The sequence below is a fragment of the Streptomyces sp. NPDC001890 genome (assembly GCF_042891445.1).
In the GTDB taxonomy this organism is placed as follows: Bacteria; Actinomycetota; Actinomycetes; order Streptomycetales; family Streptomycetaceae; genus Streptomyces.
This window is the reverse complement of sequence record NZ_JBIATE010000001.1, coordinates 355,019-373,239: the sequence shown is the minus strand read 5'-3', so window position 1 is coordinate 373,239 and position 18,221 is coordinate 355,019. Positions and strand designations below refer to the sequence as shown.

Here is an 18,221-nt window from a genome sequence, read left to right as displayed (position 1 = left end):
CGTGCGGGTAACGGGCCGGGAGGATTTTTCTCCCGTCCACCTGCCGCCGGCGGGCCCGCCGGGTGTGCGATCGGCCACAGAAAGCCGCCGCGGGTACCGCCCCGCCGCCGCTCATCGCCCCCGGTATCCCCCGGTTGAGGCGTTTGTCGCCGCTCTGACGGGGCAACGGAGCATTCCCGATGCCCCGTTAGTGTGGTCGGACGGCCGTCGCCCATCTGGAGGTCCCACCGTGTCCCTGTCCGCCCTGTTGGCCGCAGCCCCGTCACCCGAGCCCGGCAGCTCGTTCGACGAAGCCGCCAAGCAGGCCGGCGACGCCGCGGGCTGGGTGGAGGAGAACTGGTCCACCTGGCTGAACACCGGTCTGCGCATCATCCTCATCGCGGCGATCGCGATCGTGTTGCGGATCGCCATCCGGCGTGCTCTCACCAAGCTCATAGACCGGATGAACCGCAGCGCCCAGGCAGTGGAGGGCACCGCGCTCGGCGGGCTGCTGGTCAACGCCGAACGCCGCCGTCAGCGCTCGGAGGCGATCGGTTCCGTACTCCGCTCGGTCGCGTCGTTCCTGATCCTCGGCACGGCCGCCCTGATGATCCTGGGCGCCTTCCAGATCAACCTGGCCCCGCTGCTGGCCTCCGCCGGTGTGGCCGGTGTGGCGCTCGGTTTCGGTGCGCGCAACCTGGTCACCGACTTCCTCTCCGGTGTCTTCATGATCCTGGAGGACCAGTACGGCGTGGGCGACACCGTCGACGCGGGCGTCGCCTCCGGCGAGGTCATCGAGGTCGGCCTGCGGGTCACGAAGCTGCGCGGCGACAACGGTGAGATCTGGTACGTCCGCAACGGCGAGGTGAAGCGGATCGGCAACCTCAGCCAGGGCTGGTCGACGGCCGGCGTCGACGTGACGGTGCGCCCCACCGAGGACCTCGACAAGGTCCGCACGGTGATCACCGAGGCCGCCGCGGCCATGGCCAAGGAAGACCCCTGGAACGAGCGGCTGTGGGGCCCCGTGGAGATCCTGGGCCTGGACGCCGTGCTCCTGGACTCGATGACGGTCCGGCTGAGCGCGAAGACGATGCCGGGCAAGGCGCTGGGCGTGGAGCGCGAACTGCGCTGGCGGATCAAGCGGGCCTTCGACGAGGCGGGCATCCGCATCGTCGGCGGCGTCCCGGCCCAGGCGGACGAGCCCGCCAAGTCCGACCCGTCGGCCTCCATGGCCGCCCCGTCGGCCTACGCCTCGACCACCTCGCCCCAGTCCCTGGCCACGGCCCCGATCGCCCCGCCGAACATCTCGAAGTAGCGCTCGCCGGGCGGGCCGGCGCATGCCCAACTCGGTCCATCGACGGACGGAGTTGGGCATCGTCACCATGGACCCGGATGTTCCGGAAGTGTTCCGGGTAACGCTTTGGTTGCCACCGCGGCACTTCCCATTGACGGCCAGGTGACACGCGCCATACGGTCCTCCCCGAATAGGAAACTTTCCTAACAGAGGGCAGGTGCAGTGCTCATGGCCGGAACCACACCGGGTACCCCCCGCGTTCTGCGGGCCATGAACGACCGGGCCGCCCTCGATCTGCTGCTGGAGCACGGGCCCCTCTCGCGGACCAGGATCGGGAAGCTGACCGGGCTCTCCAAGCCGACCGCCTCGCAGTTGCTGGCGCGTCTTGAGGCGGCCGGGCTGGTTGTCGCGACCGGGACGGTGGCGGGGCGGCCGGGGCCCAACGCGCAGTTGTACGGGGTGAACGCGCGGGCCGCCCATGTCGCGGGGCTGGATGTGAACGCGCGCCGGATCGTCGCCGCCGTCGCCGATGTGACCGGGGAGACGGTCGGGGAGTTCGAGCTGCGCACCCCGGGGCGGCGGGCCGACAGTGTGGTGCGGCAGGTGGCCGAGGCGCTGGACGGGGCGGTGAAGGACGCCGGGCTGACCCGTTCCGATGTGCACCGGGTCGTCATCGGCACCCCGGGCGCCTTCGACCCCGGTACCGGGCGGCTGCGGTACGCCTCGCACCTGCCGGGCTGGCACTCCCCCACGCTGCTGGAGGAGTTGGCCGCCTTCCTGCCGATGCCGGTGGAGTACGAGAACGACGTGAACCTCGTCGCGGTGGCCGAGCAGCGGCTGGGCGCGGCGCGGGGGCACGACGACTTCGTCCTGCTGTGGAACGAGGAGGGGCTCGGTGCCGCCCTCGTCATCAACGGACGGCTGCACCGCGGCTTCACCGGGGGCGCCGGCGAGGTCGGCTTCCTGCCGGTGCCGGGCGCCCCCCTGGTCCGTCAGGTCACCAAGGTGAACGCGGGCGGCTTCCAGGAACTGGCCGGCGCCCAGGTGCTGTCCCGGCTGGGCCGCGAGCTCGGCATCGACGACGAGCTGATCCGCGGCTCCGGCACCCACCACGAGGTCGCGGCCCGGCTGCTCGCCCGCGCCGCCGAGGTCGCGGAGGCCGGCGAGGACGGCCCGTACGTCCAGCTCCTCGACCGGTTCGCCACCGGGCTCGCGACCGGGCTCGCCTCCCTGGTCGCCGTGCTCGACCCGGAGATCTTCGTGCTGTCCGGCGAGGTCATCGCGGCCGGCGGGGAGCAGCTGCGCTGCCGGGTGGAGTCCGAGCTCACCCAGCTGGCGGCCTCCCGGCCCCGGCTGATCGCCGGGGACGTGACGCACCGCCCCGTACTGCGCGGCGCGTTGGAGAGCGCCCTCGCCACCACCCGCGACGAGGTCTTCGACACGTCCCGCTGACGCCGGCTCCTCGGCCCGTTCCCGTTCTCCTCCTCTTCTTCCGTATCCCCCCGCCCCCATTCCTTCACCGGGAGACCGCCATGTCCGGAAACCGTCGGAAGACAGCCGCCGCGCTCGCCGCGACCGCCGCCATATCCCTGCTCGCCTCGGCCTGTACGGGTCAGAGCAACTCCGGTGCCAGTGATGACCCGTCCAAGGAGACGACCATCAACTTCTGGCACGGCTGGGTCGCCCCGAGCGAGGTCGCGGCGATCCAGGCGTCGGTCGACGCCTTCGAGAAGGCGCACCCCAACATCCATGTGAAGGTCCTCGGCAACATGACCGACGACAAGATCAACCAGGCGCTGCGGGCAGGCGGTTCGAAGGCGCCGGACGTCGTCTCGTCGTTCACCACGAACAACGTCGGCAAGTTCTGCTCGTCGAAGGCGTTCGTCGATCTCAACCCCTTCCTGAAGAAGGACGGGATCGACCCGGAGAAGACCTTCCCCAAGGCGATGAACGAGTACACCCAGTTCGACGGGGTGCGCTGCACGGTGCCGCTGCTCGGTGACGCGTACGGCCTCTACTACAACAAGGACGCGTTCGACGCGGCCGGTATCGAGCGGCCCCCCCATACCTGGTCGGAGCTGGCCGCCGACGCCAAGAAGCTGACGAAGACCAAGGGCGATTCGTACGAGCGGCTCGGCTTCATGCCGAACTACCACGGTTACGAGTCGAAGACCGAGCACTACCTCGGTGGCTGGGACCCGAAGTACTTCGACGCGGACGGCAGGTCGAACATCGCCGAGGACCCGGCGTTCGCCGCCATGCTGACCACCCAGAAGAAGCTGGTCGACGACCTGGGCGGCTACGAGAAGCTGGAGAAGTACCGGACGTCGTTCGGTGACGAGTGGGGCGCCAAGCACCCCTTCCACACCGGCCAGGTGGCGATGCAGCTGGACGGCGAGTGGCGGCTCGCCATGGCCGAGGAGGCCGAGCCCGACTTCGAGATCGGGGTCGCGCCGATGCCCGTCGCCGACGACGAGGCCGACACCTACGGCAAGGGGTATCTGACCGGCACCATCGCCGGGATCGCCGCCACTTCCGAGAAGCAGAACGCTTCCTGGGAGCTGGTGAAGTTCATGACGACCGACACCGACGCCGTCGTGAACTTCGCCAACGCCATCCACAACGTGCCCTCCACCCTGGCGGCGCTGAAGTCGCCGAAGCTGAAGTACGACCCGCGGTTCAAGACCTTCCTGGACATCGCCGCGGACCCGAACAGCACCACCACCCCGCCCTCGGTGAACGGCGGCGCGTACCTGGTGTCCCTGCAGAACCTCGGGTACAAGATCGAGAAGGGCGAGCAGAAGGACATCGCGGCGGGTCTGAAGAAGACCGCCGAGGAGATCGACGCGGACATCGCACAGGCGAAGCGATGACCGCGTACACACTCCGTGCGAAGCGCCGCCGGTCGGCGCTTCGGACAGCGGTCTTCATGTCGCCGTGGCTGATCGGGTTCTGCGTCTTCTTCGCCTACCCGCTGATCTCCACCGTCTATTTCTCCTTCACCTCCTACGACGGTTTCACGGCCCCCGAGTTCAGCGGGCTGAAGAACTGGTCGTTCGTCCTCGACGACTACCCGCTGTTCTGGCCGGCGCTGCGCAACACGCTCTGGCTGGTCGTGGTCATGGTCAGCTGCCGGGTGGTGTTCGGCCTCGGCGTCGGGCTGCTGATCACGAAAATCAAGACGGGTGCCGGGGTCTTCCGCACCCTGTTCTACCTGCCGTACCTGGCCCCGCCGGTCGCGGCGACCCTCGGCTTCGTCTTCCTGCTCAACCCCGGGACCGGGCCGGTGAATTCTTTCCTCGGCGAGCTGGGACTGCCCACGCCCGGCTGGTTCACCGACGCCACCTGGTCCAAGCCGGCCCTCACCGCGCTCGCGGTCTGGGGGGTGGGCGACCTGATGGTGATCTTCATGGCCGCGCTGCTCGACGTACCGAAGGAGCAGTACGAGGCGGCGGAGCTGGACGGGGCGGGCTCGTTCCAGCGGTTCCGCTTCGTCACGCTGCCGAACATCTCGCCGATCATCATGTTCGCGGTGGTCACCGGGATCATCCAGACGATGCAGTACTACACCCAGCCGCTCGTGGCCGGGAAGGTCGCCTCGGGCGTGATGGGCGGCTCCGGGCAGCAGTTCGAACCGGGCTATCCCGACAAATCGACGCTGACGCTCCCGCAGCTCGTCTACAACCTCGGCTTCCAGCGCTTCGACTACGGCTCCGCCTGCGTGGTCGCGCTCGTTCTGTTCGTACTCGCCATGGCGTTCACCGCACTGCTGATGCGGCGCCGCAGCGGGCTGATCCAGGCAGGTGAGTGACGTGGCGCAGGTTGTCGACACCGTGAAGACCGCCGGCCCCGCGACCGGTCCGGCCACCCCGGCCGAACGCGTCGCGCGCCGCAAGTCGCTGCTGAACTGGATCGCCGTGCACGCGCTCGGCGTCGCCGCCGCGCTCTTCTTCGTGCTGCCGTTCGTCTTCCTGCTGCTCACCTCGCTGATGAGCGACCAGCAGGCGCTGACCCGCGATCTGTGGCCGCACCCCTTCGAGTGGAGCAACTACCGGCGGGTCTTCGAGACCGACGGCTTCTTGACCTGGTGGCGCAACACCCTGCTGTACGCGGGACTCGGCACCGTCCTGACCGTCGTCTCGTCGCTGCCCGTGGCGTACGCGCTCGCCAAGTTCCGCTTCCGCGGCCGGCATCTGTCGCTGATGCTGGTCATCTCGATGATGATGCTGCCGCCGCAGGTCGTCGTCATCCCGATGTATCTGTTCTGGGCCAAGCAGCTGGACATGTCCGGCACGCTCTGGCCGCTGATCATCCCGATGGCCTTCGGTGACGCGTTCTCCATCTTCCTGCTGCGGCAGTTCCTGCTGACCATCCCGGACGAGTACCTCGACGCGGCGAAGGTCGACGGCTGCGGCGAGCTGCGCACCCTGCTCAGGGTCGTCGTGCCGATGGCGAAGCCGGGCATCGCCGCCGTCGCCCTCTTCCAGTTCTTCTACGCCTGGAACGACTACTTCGGCCCGCAGATCTACGCCTCGGAGAACCCGGGTGCCTGGACGCTCAGTTACGGACTGGAGTCCTTCAAGGGCGCGCACCACACCGACTGGAACCTGACCATGGCCGCGACCGTACTGGTCATGGCCCCCGTGATCCTCGTCTTCTTCTTCGCCCAGAAGGCATTCGTCGAGGGCGTCACACTGACCGGAGTGAAGGGCTGACCATGAAGCTCGCAGTAGTTGGTGGCGGGTCCACCTACACACCTGAACTGATCGACGGTTTCGCCCGGTTGCGGGACACGCTGCCCATCGAGGAGCTGGTGCTCGTCGACCCGGCGGCCGACCGCCTGGAGCTCGTCGGCGGCCTCGCCCGGCGGATCTTCGCCAAGCAGGGCCACCCGGGCCGGATCGTCACCACCGCCGACCTCGACGCGGGCGTCGCCGACGCCGACGCGGTCCTGCTCCAGCTGCGCGTCGGCGGCCAGGCCGCCCGCAACCAGGACGAGACCTGGCCGCTGGAGTGCGGCTGCGTCGGCCAGGAGACCACCGGCGCCGGCGGCCTCGCCAAGGCGATGCGCACCGTGCCGGTCGTCCTGGACATCGCCGAGCGGGTCCGCCGCACCAACCCCGACGCCTGGATCATCGACTTCACCAACCCGGTCGGCATCGTCACCCGGGCACTGCTCCAGGCCGGCCACAAGGCCGTCGGCCTGTGCAACGTGGCGATCGGCTTCCAGCGGAAGTTCGCCCGGCTGCTCGACGTCACCCCCGGCGAGGTGCACCTCGACCATGTCGGGCTCAACCACCTGACCTGGGAGCTCGGGGTGCGTCTCGGCGGCCCGGACGGCGAGAACGTGCTGCCGAAGCTGCTCGCCGAGCACGGCGACACGATCGCGGACGACCTGCGCATGCCGCGGGCGATCACCGACCGGCTCGGCGTCGTCCCCTCGTACTACCTGCGCTACTTCTACGCGCACGACGCGGTCGTGCGGGAGCTCGGCACCAAGCCGTCCCGGGCCGCCGAGGTCGCCGCGATGGAGAAGGAACTGCTCGCCATGTACGGCGACCCGGCGCTGGACGAGAAGCCCGCGCTGCTCGCCAAGCGCGGTGGCGCCTTCTACTCGGAGGCGGCCGTGGACCTGGCGTCCTCGCTGCTCGGCTCGGGCGGCTCGGCGGTGCAGGTGGTCAACACGTACAACCGGGGCACCCTGCCGTTCCTGCCGGACGACGCGGTGATCGAGGTGCAGGCCCGGGTCGACGGCACGGGCGCGACGCCGCTCGCCGTGCCCGAGCTGGACCCGCTGTACGCCGGTCTGATCGCCAACGTGACGGCGTACGAGGACCTCGCCCTGGAGGCCGCGCTGCTCGGCGGCCGGTCCACCGGGCGGGCGGACGGGAGGAACGCGGTGTTCAAGGCGCTGCTCGCGCACCCGTTGATCGGCCAGTTCGAGTACGCCGAGGCGCTCACCGACAAGCTGATCGCGCACAACCGGGAGCACCTGGCGTGGGCGTGAACGCTTCGGTCCTCGCGATCGACGCGGGGAACAGCAAGACCGACGTGGCACTGATCGGCGCGGACGGAACGGTGCTGTCGACGGCCCGGGGCGGTGGCTTCCAGCCGCCGGCGGTGGGTGTCGAGGCGGCCGTCGACGTCCTGGCCTCGGCGATCGGCGAGGCGCTGGCGAAAGCTCGGGCGTTCAGCGAGCCGGTGGACTCCGTCGCGCATGTGTCGGCGTGTCTGGCCAATGCCGATCTCCCGGTCGAGGAGCAGGCACTCGCCGCGGCGCTGCGGGCCCGTGACTGGGGTCGCACGGTGGAGGTCCACAACGACACCTTCGCGATACTGCGCGCCGGGGTCGACGAGCCCCGGGGCGTGGCCGTGGTCTGCGGCGCGGGGATCAACTGTGTCGGCATGGTGCCGGACGGGCGGACCGCGCGGTTCCCCGCCATAGGCCGGATCTCCGGTGACTGGGGCGGCGGCGCGGGGCTGGCCGAGGAGGCGATGTGGTTCGCCGCGCGGGCCGAGGACGGGCGCGGTGAGCCGACCGAGCTGGTCCGCACGCTGCCGGGGCACTTCGGGCTCGGCTCGATGTACGCGCTGATCGAGGCGCTGCATCTGGGCCGGGTCGAGTTCGAGCGCCGGCACGAGCTGGCCCCGGTGCTCTTCGCGACCGCGGTGGCCGGGGACCCGGTGGCGGGGGCGCTGGTCGACCGGCTGGCCGAGGAGGTCGTCGCGATGGCCTCGGTCGCGCTGGGCCGGCTCGATCTGCTGGACGAGGAGGCGCCGGTGGTGCTGGGCGGCAGCGTACTGGCGGCCCGCCACCCGCAGTTGGACGCGCGGATCGCCGAACTCCTTGCGGTGCGGGCCCCGAAGGCGGTGCTCCGGGTGGTGACCCAGCCGCCGGTGCTGGGGGCCGGGCTGCTCGGCCTGGACCGCACCGGCGCGGCCGCCGCGGTGCACGAGAGGCTGCGCGCGCAGTACGGCTGACGTGGTGTTCGCGTTCCAAGGGGCGTTCCGCGGTGCTCTCGCGCCGCAGGCGCCCCTTGTCGCGTACGGGAACCGATCAGTTTCACCGGACGTGTTCATGAGTGGGGAGATCGGCCCGCATCGGGTACTGGTCCGCCGATCGTCTTGATCGACGGCGCCGGCCTTGATCGAATGCAGGTGACCGCGATCGGATGTGTGTGATCACCTCGCATCCGTGGGCCGATGCAGGATCCGGACGTTCCAGGTGTGGATGCCCGTCCCTGCGGCCATACTTCATGGCCGGGCACCAGTCCCCGATCGGCCGGGGGCCGGGCCACCGTCAGTGACCGAGGGGGAGGTCGAGTGACATACCCGCCGCGTGTACGCACGGCGCCGGAGCACGAGCAGGCGCAGCCGTCCGCGACCGTACCCGCTCCGCAGCAGCGCGGTGTGCTGGCCATGACGGCCGACCGGGTGCGGGCCGCGGCCACCACCGAGCCCGGCAGGCTCCGGATCATCGGGGCCGTACTGGCCCTGCTCGTCGTCGCGTTCGGGGCCGTGACGGCGTTCGAGGTCGCCGACCGCGAGTCCGCCGCCGGTGACGTGGTGGGCCGCAGCCAGCCGCTGAGCGCCGACGCGGCGGCCGTCTACCGCTCGCTGGCCGATGCCGACACCGCAGCGGCGAGCGGCTTCCTGGCGGGGGCGCAGGAGCCGCGCGATGTCCACGACCAGTACGAGCGGGACATCGAGGAGGCGTCCCGGCTGCTGGTGAAGGCCGCCGCCAACACGGACGCGGCGACGAAGTCCGGTCAGGAGATCACCACGCTCAACGTGGAACTCCCCCGCTACACGGGCCTGATCGAGCGGGCCCGCGCCAACAACCGGCAGGGCCTGCCGCTGGGCGGCGCCTATCTCCGGTACGCCAACCAGAAGATGAGCAACGTGCTGCTGCCGGCCGCCGAGCGGCTGTACGCGGCGGAGACCGGCCGGCTCGGTGAGGACAACGACTCGGCGCGGACCCTGCCCTTCCTCTCGCTGGGGCTCGGCGTGGTGGCCCTGGCCGGGCTCGTCTGGGCGCAGCGGCGCAACTACCGCAGGACGAACCGGGTCTTCAACCACGGGCTGCTCGTGGCGACCGCCGCGTCCACCGTGATCCTGCTGTGGCTGGCCGTGGGGCACACGGTGGCCCGGTCCCAGCTGAATGCCGCGGATGTGAACGGGCAGCAGTCCCTCGATGTGCTCAACCACGCTCGGATCGACTCGCTGAAGGCCCGCGCCAATGAGAACCTCACGCTGGTCGCCCGTGGTGCGGTGCTCACCCCGGACGGCAAGAACGACAAGTACGAGACGGACTACAACACGGGCATGAAGGCACTCGGCGAGGAGCTGGCGAAGGCCGGGGGCCTCGCGGACGACGCCCGGGGAAGCGAGCCGGTGAAGGCCGCCTCCGCCGCCGTCGCACAGTGGCAGGAACGTCACCGGGCCGCCCGCACCACCGACGACAACGGTGACTACGAGGGTGCCCTGGAGCAGATCGTGGGGCCCGAGGAGTCGACGGGGCAGTCGTTCCAGCAGGTGGACGACGCGCTGGCGAAGGCGCTCGCCCACGAGCAGGACCAGTTCACCCGGGCCGCCGAGGACGGGCGCGGGGCGCTGTGGGGCCTGTCGGCCGGGGCGGCGGTGCTGGCCGTGCTGGGCGCCGCCGCGGCGATCATCGGGGTCAACCGCAGGCTCTCGGAGTACCGATGAGCGGGGGAGCGATGAAAGGAGGAGCGATGACCAGGAAGCGCACGGGCGGGTGGTCGGCCCGGGTCAGGCTGCGCGGCTGGGGCGGAGTGACGGCCATGGCCGCGGCCTGCGCCGTGACGGCCTCGCTCACCCTGCTGCCGCTCTCCCACGGCGGCGCCGACGCCTTCGGGGGCCTCGCGGGCCGGGGCACCGCGCAGGCCGTCCAGGCCAAGGCCGACGACTGCACGGACCCGGAGGCGAGCCTGCCGCCCTCGTCCGCCGACGGTCCGAGCATCGAGAAGATCAAGAAGCGCGGGAAGCTGATCGCGGGGGTCGACCAGAACAGCTTCCGCTGGGGGTACCGCAACCCCGAGAACCGCCAGATCGAGGGCTTCGACATCGATCTGGTGCGGGCCATCGCCGAGAACATCCTGAACGACCGCGACGCGGTGATCTTCCGGGCCATTCCCACCAACAAGCGGGCCGAGCTCCTGGCGAACGGCAAGGTCGACGTCGTCGTCCGCACGATGACGATCAACTGCAAGCAGGCCCGGAAGGTCTCGTTCTCCACCGCCTACTTCCAGGCCGGGCAGCAGGTCCTCGCGCCGAAGGAATCGTCGATCACCGGGTACGACAAGTCCCTGGCCGGCAAGCGGGTCTGCAGCGCCAACGGCTCCACCGCCTACGACGCGCTGAAGAAGCAGTCGTTCGGCGCGGTCTTCGAGGACCCGCACGACGGCACCGCCGCGGACGAGAACCAGCTCACCGTCCCCAACCAGCTGGACTGCCTGGTGCGGTTGCAGATGGGCGAGGTCGACGCGGTGGTCACGGACAACGCCCTGGCGGCCGGGCAGGCGGCCCAGGACCCGGCGGTCGAGCTGAAGGGCGACCAGCCGTTCACCACCGAGTACTACGGTGTGGCGGCGAAGCTCGGGGCGGACGATCTGGTGGCCCGGGTCAACCAGGTGCTGGTCGACTACCGCAGTGGTGGTGCGAGGAGCGACTGGATGCAGTCGTACCACGATTGGTTGGAGGCCGGGCTGCCGGGGATAAAGGGACCGCCGGCCCCCAAGTACCGGAGCAACTGACGGCCGGCCCGTCCGGGTGTGCGCGACGGCGCGGACCCCGGCCGGTGAGGCAGTGGCACTGACCCTGCCGGGTACGTCCCGGCGGCGAGAGCGGAGAGGTGATCGATGGGCGCGGGCCCCTTCCCCGGCTATGCGGCCAGGCCCCCCGGCCCGGTCATGGACCGGGACGAGGCGGACCGCGCGCTGGCCCGGCTCGGCGCGGAGCACGAGGCGATCGAGACCTCGCTGCTCGCCCTGCAGGACCACGCGGGCCGACGGCTCCTGGAGGGCGCCGAGCTGACCGGCGTCACCAGGGAACGCTGGGCCTCCACCGAGCAGTCGATCACGCTGCTGTGGAGCTATTTCGACGCCTACGCGGGGGCGCTCGCCCAGGCCCGTTCGGTGCGGGCCCGCCGCCGCTATCCCAACCGGGACGATCTGCTGGCCCTCACCGAACTGCTGCGCGGCCAGGGCGTCACCGTGGCGCACGCGGCGGCCCGCCCGGATCCCGCGGTCAACGGTCCGGCCAAGCTCTCCGAGCGGTTCACGCTGGAGGAGCTGGTCGCCCGGATGAACGAGCTGTACGCCCGCTCGCTGGACATGGTCGTCGCCTCCGACTCCGTGTGGTCCGCGCTGCCCGCCCGGATAGATCTGCTCGCCGCCGAGCTGCACCGCACCCGCTCGCTGGCGCACTCCGTGGGGGTGCGGCCCGGTGAGCACCCGGCGGGCGACGACCTGGCGGCGATCACCCAGGAGCTGACCACGCTGCGGGCGCAGGTGATCTCCGATCCCCTGTCGTTCTGGCTGCCGGGGCCCGGCAGTTCGGCACCGGGCGGCGGCCGCCCCGACACGGCGCGCTACGACCGGGCGGCCCGTGCCCTGGACGACGTACGCCGGGAGATCGAGGCGGTGCTCGCGGTCCGGCAGGACGCCGAACAGCGCCTGGTCCAGCTGCGCGACGTGCTCTCCCGCGCGGACCGCACCCTGACCGAGGCCCGGTCGGCGCGCGGCGAGGTGCTGGCGAAGATCGCGGCCTCCGAGGTGCCCGCGGTCAGCGGCCCGGCGACGGTGCTCCAGGAACGGCTGGCCGCCGCTTCGGAGTACCGCAGGCATGCCCAGTGGCACCGGCTGTCCCCGCTCCTGGAGACGCTGGAGCGGGAGGCGGAGGAGGAACTGCTGCGGGCCCGTGAGTCGTTGACCGCGGTCACCGCCCCGCTGGCGGTGCGGGCGGAGCTGCGCGGCCGGCTCGACGCGTACAAGGCGAAGGTCGCCCGGCACGGGCTGGCCGAGGACCCGCTGCTGATCGAGCGGTACGACGCGGCGCGCCGGATGCTGTGGAGCGCGCCGTGCGATCTGCGGGTCGCCGGGCAGGCGGTGCTGCGCTACCAGGAGGCGGCGGCCGAGCTGCTGTCCCAGCGCCGGGCACCGGGGCCGGAGGAGCGACGATGACCACGGATGTGTGCAAGGTGGCAGGGCCGCCCAGGGCGTGTTTCGAAAGTAACGTCGTCTGCCGGGCAGACGGGACTTTCGAAACACGCCCTGGGCGGCGGGGCGATCAGGGGGACCGACCATGAGTACGCAGTGCCAGCGCCCCGCGTGCGAGGGCAGTTACGAGGACATGGGCGGCGGTGAGTTGTACTGCGACACCTGCGGTCTGGCTCCGGTCGTGTCGCCGAACGGGATGGTGAGCTCGCCGCCCACCGGGATCGCGGGCGGCGGCGCGAACAGCCGGGGCAGCAGCAGCGGTTCGCGGTCCTCGTCCCGGGCGTCCTCGCGTTCGTCCCGTTCCTCCCGCTCGTCGACCTCGCGGCGCTCGGTGTCGGGGCGGCTGTCGCGTTCGCTGTCCTCCGGCGCCACCTCCCGCTCGGTCTCGGTCCGTTCCTCCGGTTCGGCCTCCGGCGCGTCCGCCCGGGGCAGGCTGGGCGTGGGCCTGGTCGAGGTGCCGGACGTGCCGCGTCACGACCCGCGCTCGGCGGTGATGGAGAACCCCGAGGTACCGGAGCGGAAGCGTTTCTGTTCGCGTTCCGACTGCGGGGCCCAGGTCGGCCGGTCGCGCGGCGGACGGGCCGGCCGCACGGAGGGGTTCTGCACCAAGTGCGGTCACCCCTACTCCTTCGTGCCCAAGCTCCGGGCGGGCGACATCGTGCACGGCCAGTACGAGGTCGCCGGCTGTCTGGCACATGGCGGGCTCGGCTGGGTCTACCTCGCGGTGGACCGTGCGGTCTCGGACCGCTGGGTGGTCCTCAAGGGCCTGCTCGACACCGGCGACCAGGACGCCATGGCGGCCGCGATCTCCGAGCGCCGCTTCCTCGCCGAGATCGAGCACTCCAACATCGTCCGGATCTACAACTTCGTCGAGCACCTCGACCAGCGCACCGGCTCGCTCGACGGCTACATCGTGATGGAGTACGTCGGCGGCAAGGCGCTCAAGGACATCGCCAACGAGCGCCGCACCCCCACCGGGAAGCGCGACCCGCTGCCGGTCGAGCAGGCGTGCGCGTACGGCATCGAGGCGCTGGAGGCGCTCGGTCATCTGCACAGCCGCAACCTGCTGTACTGCGACTTCAAGGTCGACAACGCGATCCAGACCGAGGACCAGCTGAAGCTGATCGACATGGGCGCGGTGCGCCGGATGGACGACGAGGAGTCGGCCATCTACGGCACGGTGGGGTACCAGGCGCCGGAGGTCGCGGAGATCGGTCCGTCGGTCGCCTCCGACCTGTACACGGTCGCGCGGACGCTCGCGGTGCTCACGTTCGACTTCCAGGGCTACACCAACGTCTTCGTGGACTCGCTCCCGGATCCGGACAACATCGAGGTGTTCCGGACCTACGAGTCGTTCTACCGGCTGCTGGTGCGGGCCACCGATCCGGATCCGGCGCGGCGGTTCGCCTCGGCCGCGGAGATGGCGGAGCAGCTGACGGGTGTGCTGCGCGAGGTGGTGTCGCTGCAGACGGGGCGGCCGCGCCCGGCGCTCTCGACGCTGTTCGGCACCGAAGTACGGGTCACCGACACGCAGTTGTTCCCGGAGTCGATGGGCGATGTGTCGCGGCTGGGGAGCCGGGCGACCGCCCCGGCCCGGTCCGGCCGCCGCGGGCGGCGCGGCGCGGCGGGCACCGCGCCCCGGGCCGCGGCTCCGCTCCCGCCCGCCGCACCGGCACCCGGCGCGCCGCCCGGGTACGCCCCACCCGCTCCGGGGTACGCCGCGCCCGGGGCCGCTCCGCTGACCGCGCCGCCCACCCATGTACGGGCGGGCAACGCACCGGGCGGGAACGGCGGGGCCGTCGCGTACGGGCAGCCGCAGGCCGCGATTCCGGCCCCCCGGGTCCCGGCCGCCGGTCCGGCGGTGCTCCTTCCCGCGCCGGACGGCCCGCTCCTGGCCGAGCTCGACGTACGGTCCACCTCGCTCGCGCTGCCGGTGCCCCGGGTCGACGTGAGCGACCCCAACGCGGGTTTCCTCGCCGGACTGATGACCACCGCCCCGGCCGAGCTGATCTCCGCGCTGGGCGCGGTGCCGGCGGCCTCGCTGGAGACCCGGCTGCGCGAGCTGCGCGCCCGCCTGGAGCTGAACGACCTCGGTGCCGCCGGGCAGACCCTGACCGCGCTGGAGGGCCGGTACCCGGACGACTGGCGGGTGGTCTGGTACCGCGGCATCACCTCGCTGGTGACCGGCGACAACGAGAACGCGGCGCTGTCCTTCGACGCGGTGTACGACGCGTTCCCCGGCGAGCCGGCGCCCAAGCTGGCGCTGGGGATCTGTGCGGAGGTCCTGGGCCAGTTGGACAACGCCGCCGAGTACTACCGGCTGGTGTGGACGACCGACCCGAGCTTCGTCAGCGCCGCCTTCGGGCTGGCCCGGGTGCAGATAGCCGCCGGGGACCGGGCCGGGGCCGTCAGCGCCCTGGAGTCGGTGCCCGAGGCGTCGATCCACTACACGGCGGCACGGGTCGCCGCGGTGCGTGCCCGGCTGCGCGGGAGGTCCCCGGACGAGCCGCTGATCAACGACCTGACGGCCGCCTCGGCCCAGGTCTCGGGACTGGCCGGTTTCGGTCTGGACGCGGTGCGCCGGGAGCAGCTTTCCACCGAGGTGCTGGGGACGGCGCTCGACTGGGTACTCTCCGGTAGCCCCTCGGCGCAGCCCCCTGCGCCTGCCGGACCGGCCGGGCCGGGAACGCTGCTGGGCAGTGAGCTGGACGAGCGGGGCCTGCGCTTCGGGCTGGAACGTTCGTACCGGATGCTCGCCAGGCTTGCGGAGCCCGGCGATGAGAGGATCGAACTGGTGGAGCGGGCCAACCGTTTCCGCCCCCGGACGTGGGTGTGAAAATGTCGCAGAAGCCCCAGGAGCAGAAGCCCCAGGAGACGGCCCTGTCGGAGTGCCCCGGCTGCGAGGAGCCGCTGGAGCCGGGGGACCTGTACTGCGGTGCGTGCGGGTACGACCTGTCGGCCGTGCCCGCCGTCGCCCAGGACCACCCGACGATCGCCATGACCGTGCCCGCGGACGGCTCGGCGGTCCGCTACGACCGGCGGCGTGGATCGGACGGACCGGACGGACCGGACGCATCGAATGTGTCGAGCGCGTCGAGCGGGCCGAGTACGCCGAGTACGCCGAGTACGCCGAGTACGCCGAGCGGATCGGACGACTTCGAGCTGCCCGCGCCCGCTCCGACGGCCGCACCCGACCCCCGTACCCCCGCCGTGGATCCGGTGGCTGCCACGCCGCCGGCCGGTGCCAAGCGCTGTGTGGCCTGCCGGGCGGGCAGCGTCGACACCGACGGGTACTGCGAGAACTGCGGTCACGCCCAGCCGCGCGAGCGTGACCACATGGAGCAGGAGCTCGGTTCGGTGGCCGCCGTCAGCGACCGGGGGCTGCGCCATCACCGCAACGAGGACTCGTTCGCGGTGTCGACCACCGCCCTGCCCGACGGTTCACCGGCCGTCGTCGCGATCGTCTGCGACGGCGTCTCGTCGGCCAGCCGCCCGGACGAGGCGTCGGCGGCCGCCGCGAGCGCGGCCAACGAGGCGCTCCTGGAGTCGCTGCCGCGCGGCACCCACCCGCAGCAGGCGATGCACGAGGCGATCCTCGCGGCCGGCGAGGCGGTCAACTCCCTGGCCCAGGAGCCCGGCCGGGCCATGGAGCACGACCAGCACCGCCACCAGAACGCCCCGGCGTGCACCCTGGTCGGCTCGATCATGGCGGGCGGTCTGCTGATCGTCGGCTGGGTCGGCGACAGCCGCGTGTACTGGGTGCCCGACGACCGCACCAACCCGCCCGCCCGGCTGACCGAGGACGACTCGTGGGCCGCGCAGATGGTGGCGGCGGGCCTGATGAACGAGGCGGAGGCGTACGCGGACGAGCGGGCCCACGCGATCACGGGGTGGCTCGGCGCCGACGCGTACGAGCTGGAACCGCACACCGCGTCCTTCAAGCCGGACCGGCCCGGTCTGGTGGTCGTGTGCACGGACGGCCTGTGGAACTACGCGGAGTCGGCGGCCGAGATGGCCGCTGCGGTGCCGGCCGACGCGCACCAACGGCCGCTGCACGGCGCCCAGGTGCTGGTGGGGCACGCGCTCGACGGCGGGGGCCACGACAACGTAACAGTGGCTCTGCTGCCGTTCGCCGTGGAGCCGCAGGGGGCAGGATCGGCGTGCGGTACCCCGTGAGTCCCGTTCCGTAACGCTTGGTTCCAGTTCCGACCGTCCGCCCGTCACCGCCGCCTTCGCCCGTTTTTCTTCGCTCGCAGCTGTCTTCATCCGACACCTGGAGTCCCAAGGAGCCGACCAGATGGCCAACTTCTCCAAGTCGAACGTGCCGCAGTTCTCCGTCGAGGTGTACCAGAACGAATATCTGCCGGAAGGCGGCCGCGAGGTCAACGCGATCGTCACCGTCACCTCGACCGGGGGCGGCACCACCGGCGGCGTCCCGCTGTCCGGTGCGGCCGGGTCGCCCGCGCACGTTCCCGGGCGGGGGCCGAACGCCGCCGTGGTGATCATGGTCGACTGCTCCGGCTCGATGGACTATCCGCCGACGAAGATGCGCAACGCCCGCGACGCGACGGCCGCGGCCATCGACACCCTGCGCGACGGCACCTCGTTCGCCGTCGTCGGCGGTACGCACGTCGCCAAGGAGGTCTACCCGGGCAACGGCAGGCTCGCCGTGGCCGACGCGCGGACCAAGGCCCAGGCGAAGGAGGCCCTGCGCGCGCTCAGCGCCGGTGGCGGTACGGCGATCGGCACCTGGCTGCGGCTGGCCGACCGGCTGCTCGGCGCGGCCGATGTGGACATCCGGCACGGCATCCTGCTCACCGACGGCCGCAACGAGCACGAGGCCCCGGAGGACCTGCGGGCCGCGCTCGACTCCTGCGCGGGCCGTTTCACCTGTGACGCCCGCGGTGTCGGCACCGACTGGGAGGTGAAAGAGGTCACAGCGATCGCCTCCGCGCTGCTCGGCACGGCCGACATCGTCGCCGACCCCGCGGGGCTGGCCGCGGACTTCACGCAGATGATGGAGAACGCGATGGGCAAGGAGGTCGCGGATGTCGCGCTGCGGCTCTGGACGCCCGTCGGGGTCGAGATCAAGTTTGTGAAACAGGTCGCACCGACGGTCGTCGATCTGACCGGCCGGCGCACCGAGGCGGGTCCCCGCGCCGGGGACTACCCCACGGGCTCCTGGGGCGACGAGTCCCGCGACTACCACGTGTGCGTGATCGTTCCGCAGGCCGGAATCGGGCAGGAGATGCTGGCGTCCCGGGTCTCGCTGGTCCTCCCCGACCCGTCGGGCGGGACCCCGCAGACGCTCTCGCAGGGCCTGGTCAGGGCGGTGTGGACCGAGGACATGGTGGCCTCCACCTCGATCAATCCACAGGTCGCGCACTACACCGGCCAGGCGGAACTGGCCCAGGTCATCCAGCAGGGACTCGACGCCCGCAAGTCGGGCGACTTCGACGGCGCGACCGCGAAACTGGGCCGCGCGGTGCAGCTGGCGTCGGCCTCCGGGAACGAGGACACTGCGAAACTGCTTTCGAAGGTGGTGGACGTCGTGGACGCGGCGACCGGTACTGTGCGACTGAAGGCGAAGGTCGCGGACGCCGACGAGATGACACTCGAAACGCGCTCGACCAAGACCGTTCGCGTCAAGAAGTAGAAACGATCAATAAACAGCAAACAGTAGGCACAGAGCCACACAGTCGAGCCGC

General features: G+C 71.4%; 13 protein-coding genes. All 13 read left to right on the top strand.

Annotation, left to right across the window (positions count from 1 at the left end):
* The first annotated feature begins 229 nt into the window (after nt 1–229).
* The 13 genes from ACFYY1_RS01595 to ACFYY1_RS01535 all read left to right on the top strand — a co-directional run bounded on the left by ACFYY1_RS01595 (nt 230) and on the right by ACFYY1_RS01535 (nt 18,169).
* Complete coding sequence (locus tag ACFYY1_RS01595) at nt 230–1,294, top strand: mechanosensitive ion channel family protein (protein WP_388579387.1); 1,065 nt, start codon at nt 230–232, stop codon at nt 1,292–1,294.
* Between the two features lie 207 nt (nt 1,295–1,501).
* A complete protein-coding gene (locus tag ACFYY1_RS01590) occupies nt 1,502–2,725 on the top strand; it encodes an ROK family transcriptional regulator (RefSeq protein WP_388579385.1) in 1,224 nt (407 codons plus the stop codon).
* Nucleotides 2,726–2,805: 80 nt separating this feature from the next.
* The gene (locus ACFYY1_RS01585; protein WP_388579383.1) at nt 2,806–4,146 is read left to right on the top strand and encodes an ABC transporter substrate-binding protein; all 1,341 of its coding nucleotides are present in this window, start codon (nt 2,806–2,808) and stop codon (nt 4,144–4,146) included.
* Nucleotides 4,143–5,084, top strand: a complete 942-nt coding sequence (locus tag ACFYY1_RS01580) for a carbohydrate ABC transporter permease (protein WP_388579380.1) — start codon at nt 4,143–4,145, stop codon at nt 5,082–5,084. Before ACFYY1_RS01585 ends, ACFYY1_RS01580 begins: the two co-directional genes overlap by 4 nt.
* Before the next feature lies 1 nt (nt 5,085).
* Nucleotides 5,086–5,988, top strand: coding sequence for a carbohydrate ABC transporter permease (locus ACFYY1_RS01575; RefSeq protein ID WP_388579378.1), 903 nt, complete (start codon nt 5,086–5,088; stop codon nt 5,986–5,988).
* A gap of 2 nt (nt 5,989–5,990) precedes the next feature.
* The gene (locus ACFYY1_RS01570; protein WP_388579376.1) at nt 5,991–7,280 is read left to right on the top strand and encodes a 6-phospho-beta-glucosidase; all 1,290 of its coding nucleotides are present in this window, start codon (nt 5,991–5,993) and stop codon (nt 7,278–7,280) included.
* Entirely contained in the window at nt 7,271–8,254 is a 984-nt protein-coding gene (locus tag ACFYY1_RS01565; RefSeq protein WP_388579374.1) for an N-acetylglucosamine kinase, read from the top strand. Before ACFYY1_RS01570 ends, ACFYY1_RS01565 begins: the two co-directional genes overlap by 10 nt.
* Before the next feature lie 342 nt (nt 8,255–8,596).
* Entirely contained in the window at nt 8,597–9,982 is a 1,386-nt protein-coding gene (locus ACFYY1_RS01560; RefSeq protein ID WP_388579372.1) for a hypothetical protein, read from the top strand.
* A gap of 26 nt (nt 9,983–10,008) precedes the next feature.
* Nucleotides 10,009–11,049, top strand: a complete 1,041-nt coding sequence (locus tag ACFYY1_RS01555) for a glutamate ABC transporter substrate-binding protein (protein WP_388579371.1) — start codon at nt 10,009–10,011, stop codon at nt 11,047–11,049.
* Between the two features lie 105 nt (nt 11,050–11,154).
* Nucleotides 11,155–12,477 (top strand): hypothetical protein, encoded by a 1,323-nt coding sequence (locus ACFYY1_RS01550; RefSeq protein ID WP_388579369.1) that lies wholly within the window; start codon nt 11,155–11,157, stop codon nt 12,475–12,477.
* 121 nt (nt 12,478–12,598) lie between these two features.
* The gene (locus tag ACFYY1_RS01545; protein ID WP_388579367.1) at nt 12,599–15,349 is read left to right on the top strand and encodes a tetratricopeptide repeat protein; all 2,751 of its coding nucleotides are present in this window, start codon (nt 12,599–12,601) and stop codon (nt 15,347–15,349) included.
* Between the two features lie 2 nt (nt 15,350–15,351).
* Entirely contained in the window at nt 15,352–16,689 is a 1,338-nt protein-coding gene (locus ACFYY1_RS01540; RefSeq protein WP_388579365.1) for a PP2C family protein-serine/threonine phosphatase, read from the top strand.
* Between the two features lie 121 nt (nt 16,690–16,810).
* The gene (locus ACFYY1_RS01535) at nt 16,811–18,169 is read left to right on the top strand and encodes a VWA domain-containing protein (protein WP_388579363.1); all 1,359 of its coding nucleotides are present in this window, start codon (nt 16,811–16,813) and stop codon (nt 18,167–18,169) included.
* The last annotated feature ends 52 nt before the right edge of the window (nt 18,170–18,221 follow it).